Annotated in this window: 7 protein-coding genes and 1 pseudogene; 2 read left to right on the forward strand and 6 right to left on the reverse strand. The window is 62.9% G+C overall.

Going from position 1 to position 10,005, the window contains the following annotated elements:
- Together AACR77_RS19045 and AACR77_RS19050 are read left to right on the forward strand one after the other, a co-directional pair.
- A pseudogene (locus AACR77_RS19045) lies at positions 1-194 on the forward strand (hypothetical protein); the annotation flags it as partial.
- Positions 195-225: 31 nt separating this feature from the next.
- Positions 226-1,656: a 6-phospho-beta-glucosidase gene (locus tag AACR77_RS19050; RefSeq protein WP_042878746.1), complete on the forward strand. Its 1,431-nt coding sequence runs from the start codon at positions 226-228 to the stop codon at positions 1,654-1,656.
- A 102-nt stretch (positions 1,657-1,758) separates the two neighbouring features.
- Here the strand turns inward: AACR77_RS19050 and purF are convergent, their stop codons facing one another.
- From purF to AACR77_RS19080, 6 genes are all read right to left on the reverse strand, one after another.
- Complete coding sequence (gene purF / locus AACR77_RS19055; RefSeq protein ID WP_010674523.1) at positions 1,759-3,279, reverse strand: amidophosphoribosyltransferase; 1,521 nt, start codon at positions 3,277-3,279, stop codon at positions 1,759-1,761.
- An 18-nt stretch (positions 3,280-3,297) separates the two neighbouring features.
- Positions 3,298-3,789, reverse strand: coding sequence for a CvpA family protein (locus AACR77_RS19060; protein ID WP_010674522.1), 492 nt, complete (start codon positions 3,787-3,789; stop codon positions 3,298-3,300).
- Positions 3,790-3,964: 175 nt separating this feature from the next.
- Positions 3,965-5,260, reverse strand: a complete 1,296-nt coding sequence (gene serS, locus AACR77_RS19065) for a serine--tRNA ligase (RefSeq protein ID WP_039039009.1) — start codon at positions 5,258-5,260, stop codon at positions 3,965-3,967.
- Positions 5,261-5,542: 282 nt separating this feature from the next.
- A complete protein-coding gene (locus AACR77_RS19070; RefSeq protein ID WP_042878748.1) occupies positions 5,543-6,880 on the reverse strand; it encodes a replication-associated recombination protein A in 1,338 nt (445 codons plus the stop codon).
- 67 nt (positions 6,881-6,947) lie between these two features.
- Positions 6,948-7,556: an outer membrane lipoprotein chaperone LolA gene (lolA, locus tag AACR77_RS19075; protein WP_041215917.1), complete on the reverse strand. Its 609-nt coding sequence runs from the start codon at positions 7,554-7,556 to the stop codon at positions 6,948-6,950.
- A 71-nt stretch (positions 7,557-7,627) separates the two neighbouring features.
- Positions 7,628-10,005 (reverse strand): DNA translocase FtsK (locus tag AACR77_RS19080; protein WP_042878749.1); only part of this gene is annotated, 2,378 nt, incomplete at its 5' end.

The following is a 10,005-nucleotide window of genomic DNA, read 5'->3' on the forward strand; positions in this document are numbered from 1 at the left end:
CACAGTCCATGACCATCGCCTGGGTGTTCGGCGTGATGGCCCTCTCCGTGGTGCTCTCCTTCGTGCTGACCCTGGTGATGGGGTTCGAGGACATCCCGGTCGAGAGCCCGGCCCCCCGCGCCGAGCCCGTGCAACCCGTCGCCACGAGCCAGGCGCAGGCGCAGGCGCAGGCGCAGGCGCAGGCCGGACTGTGACACCCCATTCAGACATGACAAGAGGTAACCAATGTCGTTAACAAGATTTCCCGAGGGCTTTCTCTGGGGCGGTGCCCTGGCCGCCAATCAGGCGGAGGGCGGCTATCTCGAGGGGGGCAAGGGGCTGACCACGGTGGACATGATCCCCCATGGCCCGCGCCGCATGGCGGTCAAACTCGGCCAGGAGAAGCGCATCACCCTGCAAGATGACGAGTTCTACCCAAGCCACGGGGCTATCGATTTCTATCACCGCTATCGGGAGGACATCGCCCTGATGGCCGAGATGGGCTTCACCGTGTTTCGCACCTCCATCGCCTGGGCCCGTCTCTACCCCAGGGGGGACGAGCGCGAGCCCAATGCCGAGGGCATCGCCTTCTACCGCGCGGTGTTCGAGGAGTGCAGAAAGTACAACATCGAGCCCCTGGTGACCCTGTGCCACTTCGATGTGCCCATGCACCTGGTGACCGAGTACGGCTCCTGGCGCAACCGCCAGATGGTGGAGTTTTTCACCCGCTACGCCCGCACCTGCTTCGAGCAGTTCGACGGCCTGGTGAAGTATTGGCTCACCTTCAACGAGATCAACATCCTGCTGCACAGCCCCTTCTCCGGGGCGGGGCTGGTGTTCGAGCAAGGGGAGCACCAGGATCAGGTGAAGTATCAGGCCGCCCACCACGAGCTGGTGGCCAGCGCCCTGGCGACCCGGATCGCCCACGAGGTGAACCCGGCCAACCAGGTGGGCTGCATGCTGGCGGGGGGCAACTTCTACCCCTACTCCTGCAAGCCCGCCGACGTCTGGACCGCCCTCCAGAAAGATCGGGAGAACCTCCTCTTCATCGACGTGCAAGCCAGGGGCGCCTATCCGGCCTATGCGCAGAGGGTATTTCGTGACAAGGGGATCACCCTGGTGAAGGGGCCGGAAGATGACGAGATCCTCAGGCACACCGTGGATTTCGTCTCCTTCAGCTACTACGCCTCCCGCTGCGCCGCCGCCGACATGAATGCGGGCAACACCAGCGAGGCCAACGTGGTCAAGTCCCTGCGCAATCCCCACATCGAGGTGAGCGAGTGGGGCTGGGGCATCGATCCCCTGGGCCTTCGCATCACCCTCAACACCTTGCACGAACGCTACCAGAAGCCCCTCTTCCTGGTGGAAAACGGCCTGGGTGCAGTGGACGAAGTGAACGAGCAAGGGGAGATAGAGGACGACTACCGCATCGCCTACCTGCGCGCCCACATCGAGGCCATGGGGGACGCCATCGAGGACGGCGTGCCCCTGATGGGGTACACCAGCTGGGGCTGCATCGATCTCGTCTCCGCCTCCACCGGCGAGATGAGCAAGCGCTATGGCTTCGTCCACGTGGACCGGGACGACGCCGGCCATGGCACCCTGACCCGCCGGCGCAAGAAGTCGTTCTGGTGGTACCAAAAGGTGATCGCGAGCAACGGGGAGGATCTGGCCTGAGGACCCTTGTGTGGGTTGTCCAGGCGCTGCGCCGAGTGCACGAATACAAGATGGGGGCCTAGGCCCCCATCTTTTTTCATCGCGCTGGCAATCTGAAAACGTTTAACTGCCTTCGTTGAAGATCTCGAGGTTGCTGGTCCCTTCCTGCCACTCGCGCACCGCCTTGTTGTCGTCGCTGCGCAGGGCATTGAGGTGGTCCAGATAACCCTGATCCACGTCGGAGGTCACATAGTGACCGTTGAAGACCGAGGTCTCGAAGTGGCGCAGCTCGGGGTTGATCTCCCGCACCGCCTCTTCCAGATCTTCCAGATCCTGGAAGATGAGGCCGTCGGCACCGATAAGCTTGCACACCTCTTCCACTTCACGGCCATGGGCAATGAGCTCGTTGGCGGTGGGCATGTCGATGCCGTAGACGTTGGGGAAGCGAATTTCCGGCGCGGCCGAGGCGAAGTAGACCTTGGCGGCCCCCGCTTCACGGGCCATCTGGATGATCTGCTCGGAGGTGGTGCCCCGCACGATGGAGTCGTCCACCAGCAACACCTTCTTGCCCTTGAATTCGGAGCTGATGGCGTTGAGCTTGCGGCGCACCGACTTCTTGCGCTGGGTCTGGCCCGGCATGATGAAGGTACGGCCGATGTAGCGGTTCTTCACGAAGCCCTGACGGTACGGAAGGCCCAGGGTGTGGGCGATTTCCAGCGCCACGTCGCAGGAGGTCTCGGGGATGGGAATGACCACGTCCACGTCGAGATCGTCCCACTCCCGTGCGATCTTCTGGCCCAGCTTGCGACCCATGTTGAGGCGGGCGGCATAGACGGAGACCTTGTCGATGAAGGAGTCGGGGCGGGCGAAGTAGACGTATTCGAAGATGCAGGGGTTCATCTGCGGGTTCTCCGCACACTGCTCGGAGAAGAGCTGGCCCTGCTCGGTGATGTAGATGGCCTCGCCCGGGGCGACGTCACGCACCGTCTCGAAGCCGATGGCGTCGAGGGCCACGCTCTCGGAGGCGAGCATGTACTCCACCTGCCCCTGCTCGTCGACCCGGCGACCCAGGATCAGCGGGCGAATGCCGTTCGGGTCGCGGAACCCGATGAGGCCGTGGCCGATCACCAGAGAGACCACGGCATAGGCGCCGCGGATCTGCTGGTGCACCTTGCGCACCGCCGAGAAGATATCTTCCGGGCGCAGCGCCATCTTGTCGCACAAGTCCAGCTCGTGGGCCAGCACGTTCAACAGCACTTCGGAGTCCGAGGTGGTGTTGATGTGGCGGCGGGCCACCTTGAACTGCTGCTCCTTGAGCTCCTTGGCGTTGGTGAGGTTGCCGTTGTGGGCCAGCACCATGCCGTAGGGGGAGTTCACGTAAAACGGCTGCGCCTCTGCCGCACTGGAGCTGCCTGCGGTGGGATAACGGACGTGTCCGATGCCGATATTCCCTTTCAGGCGCTGCATGTGGCGCACTTCAAACACATCCTTCACCAGACCGTTGGCCTTGCGTTGCCGGAAGTTTCCACTGTCAATGGTCACGATCCCGGCGGCATCCTGTCCCCTGTGCTGCAACACCGTCAAGGCGTCGTAGAGGGCCTGATTGACGGGGGTGGTGCCAACTATACCGACAATACCGCACATGTCTTTGCTACCTCGAAGTCACTGTACCTGTTGAAGAAAACTGGACGAGTTCATCATGAACCCGAAAAACCACTGGATCACCGGCTTGAACTCCGGCACCAGCCTGGACGCCACCCACCAGTCGCTCTGGGAGAGGCTGGTGAAGGTATCCATGAAAAACAGCAGGGCGCTGACGATCAGCACCCCGCGAATGGCGCCAAAACAGACCCCGAGCACCCTGTCTGTGCCGGAAAGCCCGGTCTTTTCCACCAGCAGGCCCACCACGTAGTTCACCACGCTCCCCAGGATCAGGGTCGCCACGAACAGGGCGGCGATGGCCAGACCGTTGCGCACCATGGCATCGGAGAAAGAGGTGAAATAGACGGCGAGATCGGGATAGAAATGGCTGGCAATGAAAAAGGCGACGAACCAGGTGACCAGAGACATGGCCTCCTTGAGAAAGCCGCGCACCAGGCTGATGAGGGCGGAGAAACCGACGATGCCGATGATGGCGTAATCAATCCAGACCATAGAAAAAGATGTCCTGCGAAATTGCGGCGCAGTCTAACAAAAACGATTGCGCAATGCTTGATAAAATTGTGTTACAGGCCCGAAGGGAGCTATCCCTTCCCCTTGCGGCGGGTTTCCCGGGCCCAGAATGCACAACGCCATGGCATGCCATGGCGTTGTCGTCTGCAACGAGCGCTTACCCGATGTGGGTCAGGCCGCCCATATAGGATTGCAGCGCAGCCGGGATGGCGATGCGGCCATCTGCCTGCTGGTAGTTCTCGAGCACGGCCACCAGGGTGCGACCCACCGCCAGGCCGGAGCCGTTCAGGGTGTGGATCAGCTGGGGCTTGCCGTCGATGCGCACGCGAGCCTGCATGCGGCGCGCCTGGAAGTCGGTGCAGTTGGAGACAGACGAGATCTCGCGGTAGGTGTTCTGGGCCGGCAGCCACACTTCCAGATCGTAGGTCTTGGCGGCGCAGAAGCCCATGTCACCGGTGGAAAGCGCCATCACGCGATACGGCAGCTCCAGCAGTTGCAGCACCTTCTCGGCGTGGCCCACCATCTCTTCCAGGGCATCCCAGGATTTTTCCGGGTGCACCAGTTGCACCATCTCGACCTTGTCGAACTGGTGCATACGGATGAGGCCACGGGTATCACGACCGTAGGAGCCCGCTTCGGAGCGGAAGCAGGGGCTGTGGGCGGTCATCTTGATGGGCAGCTCCTGCTCGTCGAAGATCTCGTCACGGGCCATGTTGGTGAGCGGCACTTCGGAGGTCGGGATGAGGGAGAACTTGCGCACCTTGCCTTCGTCTTCCCCTTCCCCTTCGATGCCGGTATTGAAGAGATCCTGGGAGAACTTGGGCAGCTGGCCGGTGCCGTACAGGCTGTCCGGGTTGACCAGATAGGGCACGTAGCACTCGGTGTAGCCGTGCTGCAGGGTGTGCAGGTCCAGCATGAACTGGGCCAGGGCGCGGTGCAGACGGGCAATCTGGCCCTTCATCACCACAAAACGGGCGCCGGAGAGCTTGACGCCGTTCTTGAAGTCGACCCCCTTGGCCGCCTCACCCAGATCGATGTGATCGCGTACCGGGAAATCGAACTCACGCGGGGTACCCCAGCGGCGGACCTCCACGTTGTCGTTCTCGTCACGGCCCACCGGGGTGGTCTCGCTCGGCAGGTTGGGGATGGCGTCGGCGATCCCCTTGAGCTGGGCCAGCAGGGCCTCCAGCTCGACCTTGCTGGTCTCGAGCTCGTCGTTGATCTTGGTCACCTCGGCCTTGAGGGGGGCAACATCTTCACCACGACGGGCAGCCTCACCGATGGACTTGGAGCGGGCGTTGCGCTCGGCCTGCAGCTCCTGGGTGCGGGACTGCAGATCCTTGCGTTTCTCTTCCAGAACATTGACCGCCGCTACGTCCAGAACGTAGCCACGTGTCGCCAGACGAGCGGCAGCTTCGGTGATGTCGCTGCGCAGATATTTGGGATCCAGCATGGTTTACCTACTTTTTTTAATGGGATCTGGGCCCGGGTCATCGTGACCGGGTTGGGAAACAGATCCGGAAGTTAACATCGGTTGGCGCACCCCTTTGCCTTCGGAATCGGGCCTTCGAAATCAAGAAGATGGTGCAAGGCCAAGACAACCGGGGTCAGACGGGCAGTGTAGCAGACCGCCCCCCCGCCCGAACAGGGACTATTGCGCCCGTTTTTGCCGGGAACCCCCTCCCCTGATGCCTTTGCCGTGCCCTTTTCCGGGCAAGGAACCTGAAGGTCTTTCCTATCGCTTGCGCGGGCTCTGCTTGTCCAGCTCATGCAGATAGTCGAGCTTCTGGGCTATCTGCTTCTCAAGCCCCCGCTCGGTGGGCTGATAGTACTGCTTGCCAGCAAGCTCCGGGGGGAAGTACTGCTCGCCGGCCGCATAGGCCCCCGGCTCGTCGTGGGCGTAGCGATACTCGGCGCCGTAGCCCAGCTCGCTCATCAGCTTGGTCGGTGCATTGCGAAGGTGCGGCGGCACCTCGAAGTCCGGCAGGTTCTTGGCGTCGTGAAGCGCCGCCTTCCAGGCGGTGTAGACCGCATTGCTCTTGGGGGCGCAGGCGAGGTAGACGATGGCCTGGGCGATGGCCCGCTCCCCTTCCGCCGGGCCGATGCGATGGAAGCAGTCCCAGGCCGAGAGCGCCACCTGCATGGCACGGGGATCGGCGTTGCCCACATCTTCCGAGGCAATGGCCAGCAAGCGACGGGCGATGTAGAGGGGATCGCAGCCGGCGCTCACCATGCGGGCATACCAGTAGAGGGCCGCATCCGGCGCCGAGCCGCGAATGGACTTGTGCACCGCCGAGATGAGGTCGTAGAAGTGATCGCCGCCCTTGTCGAAACGGGCCACGTGCTCCCCCACCACGGCGGCGAGCAGGGTACTGTCGATCACCCGCGCCCCTGAGCTGTCGGCCTCGGCCATGTCGGCCAGGAGCTCCAGATAGTTCAGAGACTTGCGCCCGTCCCCGTCCACGGCTTTCGCCAGCGCCTCCTTGGCCCCGGGGGCAAAGCGTAGGCTAGGGTCATTGAGCCCGCGAGCATCCTGCATCGCCTGATCGATCATGGCGAGGATGTCCTGCTCCTCCAGCCTCTTGAGCAGATAGACCCGGGCCCGGGAGAGCAGCGCATTGTTGAGCTCGAACGAGGGGTTCTCGGTGGTGGCGCCGATGAAGGTGATGGTGCCGTCTTCGATGTGGGGCAGGAAGACATCCTGCTGGCTCTTGTTGAAGCGGTGGACTTCATCCACGAACAGGATGGTGCGCACCCCACGCCAGCCGTTCTCCTTCGCCTTGTCGAGGGCGGCGCGGATCTCCTTGATGCCGGAGGTGACCGCCGAGAGCCGCTCCACCTCCGCCTGGCAGTAGTGGGCAACCAGTTCTGCCAGCGTGGTCTTGCCGGTGCCGGGGGGGCCCCAGAGGATCATGGAGTGGCAGTGCCCCGCCAGGATCGCTTTTCGCAGGGGCTTGTCCGGCCCCAGGATATGCTGCTGGCCGATGTACTGCTCGAGGGTTTGCGGCCTCATCCGGGCCGCCAGCGGACGAAAGTCCGAGGAGAAATCCAGGGATAAATTGCTCATCTGCATTGACCTTGCAGCTGACCGGTCGTCCATGACGCCCGGTCAGACGATAACGCCGGTAACGGCTGGCTCATCAACGCTGGTCGTCCAGCTCGACCCCCTTCGGGATCTTGAACACGAACTCGTTGCCCTTGAGCACCGGCTTGCGATCAAAACCACTTAAGACGAACTCGCTCCACTGGCCCTGGGCCTCTTTCACGTCGAAGCGACTGATGTTGTTCTGACGGTCGAAGGTGATGCGAAAGGAGGCGATCAGCTCGTCCTTGTTACGGCTGGTGACGGTGTAGACATCCCCTTCCTGGGTCACGTCATAGTTCTTCCAGAGGCTGTTGTCGTTGCCCGCGATGAGCACGAAGGGGGTGTTGAGCACCGCATCCTTCATCTTGAGGGCGGTGACCTGCTCGACGAAGGGGTCGTACACCCACACATCCTTGCCATCGGCCACGATCAGGCTCTCGTCCGGGGAGGTAGTGTGCCAGTTGAAGCGGTTGGGCCGCTGCACCAGCAGGGAGCCGCTCGCCTTTTGCAGCTCCTTGCCCTTGCTGTCATAGACGGTCTGGGCAAATGTGGCGGAGAAGACATTGACGGAGGAGAGCTTCTCCTTGAGATCGCTGGCCGCATCGGCCCATACCTGGCTGCTGGCGACCAGCAGAATTGAACCCATCAACAGTTGTTTTTTCATCAGGCTCTTCATAGGGAGGTTCTCGATAAAAGGCCACGCCCGCAGAGGGCATGGCCAGGATGATGTGAGGCTTAGTCACGGACCGGCGGCGGTGCCAGCACGTCGCGCTGGCCATTGCCGCCCGGGGCGCTGACGATGCCCTGGTTTTCCATCTGCTCGATGAGACGGGCCGCCCGGTTGTAACCGATCTTGAACTTGCGCTGGACGCTGGAGGTGGAGCCACGGCGGGATTCCACCACGAAGGCCACCGCCTCGTCGAACAGGGGATCGAGCTCTTCATCGCCGCCCCCGCCGAAGTCGCCACCGCCGCCCTCGCCGTCCGACTCGCCGGAGAGGATCTCGTCGATGTAATCCGGCTCACCACGCAGTTTCCAGTCCGCCACCACCTTGTGTACCTCGTGGTCATCGACGAAGGCACCGTGGACCCGGGTGGGGTTGGAGGTGCCGGCAGGCATGTAGAGCATGTCACCCATGCCGAGCAGGGATTCGGCGCCCCCCTGGTCCAGGATGGTGCGCGAATCGATCTTGCTCGACACCTGGAAGGAGATACGGGTCGGGATGTTGGCCTTGATGAGGCCGGTAATGACATCCACCGACGGGCGCTGGGTCGCGAGGATAAGGTGAATACCGGCCGCCCGCGCCTTCTGGGCGATACGGGCGATAAGCTCCTCCACCTTCTTGCCGACGATCATCATCATGTCGGCAAACTCGTCCACCACCACCACGATGTGGGGCAGTTTTTCCAGCTCCGGCGGCATCTGATCCATGGAGTCGCCCGGACGCCACAGGGGGTCGACTAGGGGATCCCCCGCCTCGATGGCGGCCAGCACCTTGTCGTTGTACCCCTTGAGGTTGCGCACCCCGACCGCGGACATCAGCTTGTAACGACGCTCCATCTCGCCTACGCACCAGCGCAGGGCGTTGGCGGCATCCTTCATGTCGGTGACCACCTCGGTCAGCAGATGCGGAATGCCTTCATAGACCGAGAGCTCCAGCATCTTGGGGTCGATCATGATGAAGCGCAGATCCTCGGGGGAGGATTTGTAGAGCATGGAGATGATCATGGTGTTCACCCCCACCGACTTGCCCGAGCCCGTGGTACCCGCCACCAGCAGGTGGGGCATCTTGGCGAGGTTCACCACCACGGGTTCCCCCGCGATGTCCTGACCCAGCCCCATGGTGAGCGGATTGCGGCTGGCCGCGAACGCCTCGCAGTCGAGGGTTTCCCGCAGGTAGACGGTCTGGCGTACCCGGTTGGGCAGCTCGATCCCGACGAACGTCTTGCCCGGGATCACTTCCACCACCCGCACGCTGCTGGCAGAGAGAGAACGGGCGAGATCCCGGGAAAGATTGGTGATCTTGCTCGCCTTCATGCCCGGCGCCAGGTCCAGTTCGAAGCGGGTAATGACGGGACCGGGATAGACGCCCACCACCTTGGCCTGCACGTTGTAATCGGCGAGCTTCGCCTCCACCAGCCGGCCCATGCGCTCCAGCTCGTCCTTGCTCATCATCTGGGTCTTGGCGGGCGGCCTGTCCAGCAGATCGATGCTCGGCAAAGGGGCCAGACCGGGCTGGGGACGGCGCTTGGCTTTCACCGGCGCAGCGGCAACGGGAACATCGGGTTCGTCATCCCCCTCCGCCCAGGGCAAGTCGAGGTCATCTTCTTCCTGGCGCACGGCAGGACGCGGACGGCCATTGGCCACGCGCTTGCCCTTGGCGGCAGGCGCCGGAGCCTCGTCCTCTTCGTCGTCAAACTGCGGATCGAACTGGAAGGTGTCTTCGTCAAGCTCCGGCAGCCATTCGTCAGCTTTTGTCTTTTGAGCGCGATTCTTCGCCTTGGGGTTGCGTGTCCAGCTGCCGTGGGGGTCTTCGTCATCCTCTTCCTGATCGAAGCTGCCCACGCCCCCTTCCAGCAGGGGATCCGGCCCCTCATAGCGGGGCTGACGCCAGCCACCGGTGAGCCAGCGGCCAAGAGTGGTAGGGAAATGGTAGATGGCGCTGACTGAGCCGGTGCAGGCGGCACCGATGCGCTCGACGATGGTGAGCCAGGACCAGCCGGTAAAGAGGGTGATGCCGGTCGCCACGAAGCAGAGCAGCATCAGGTTGGCCCCCACGCCGCCAAACAGCGGCACCACGGCGGAGGCGATCACATCCCCCACCAGGCCGCCGGCGGAAAAGTTCTGCAAGTCGTTGAAGTTCATGCTGGCGATGGCGGACATGCCAAGCACCGTCAGCACGAAGCCGATGATCCGTACCGACAGGGTGAGGTAATCCACTTCCAGCAGCTTGCTCGGGCGCCAGAACAGGCTCCAGCCAAGCAGCACTACCAGGGGGGGCACCAGATAGGAGAAGGCCCCGAAGGTAAACATGGTGATGTCGGCGAGCCAGGCACCGGCGCTGCCCGCGAGGTTTTTCACCTCCCCTTGCCAGGAGGTTTGCGACCAGCCGG

Source organism: Aeromonas sp. ZOR0002, from assembly GCF_963866995.1.
Lineage (GTDB): Bacteria > Pseudomonadota > Gammaproteobacteria > Enterobacterales > Aeromonadaceae > Aeromonas > Aeromonas caviae.